Genomic DNA, 396 nt, shown 5'->3' with positions numbered 1-396 from the left:
GAGCAGGGCGTGGAGCAGCATCGGGCTGCCGGCGCCCGCCCGTACGCACTCGGCCGTCCAGTGGGGTCCGGCTGCCGGGAAGGCGGCCCGGACGAGCTCGGTGGCGGCCGTGTCGCCGAGCGGCTCGATCGTGTGGGTCCGGACGAGCGACGGAGGCAGGGACTGGGCGAGGCCGGGGGGCCGGGCATCGATGTCGTACTGACTGCGTTCGCTCACCACGATCAGCACCGGTAATCGGTCGATGCGGCGGACCGCTTCCCGCAGCCAGCTGCGTGACGCGGCATCGGCGAGGTGGACGTCGTCGACCGCGAGCAGGAGCGGTCCCTCGGCCGCACGGGCACGCAGCAGCCGCCACTGCCGGGCCGCGCTCCCCCGGTCGTCGCCGTCGGATGCGAG

The 396-nt window shown here is 74.7% G+C and carries 1 protein-coding gene; it reads right to left on the bottom strand.

Annotated elements, in window-relative coordinates; translation table 11 throughout:
* The coding region (locus tag G3I78_RS50265; protein WP_164437361.1) for an ATP-binding protein at nt 1-396 on the bottom strand (396 nt) is incomplete at both ends.

The organism is Streptomyces sp. SID13726, assembly GCF_010548375.1.
Taxonomy (GTDB): Bacteria; Actinomycetota; Actinomycetes; order Streptomycetales; family Streptomycetaceae; genus Streptomyces.
Note: the sequence above shows the minus strand (reverse complement) of the source record. Positions and strands in the feature narration are given on the sequence as shown.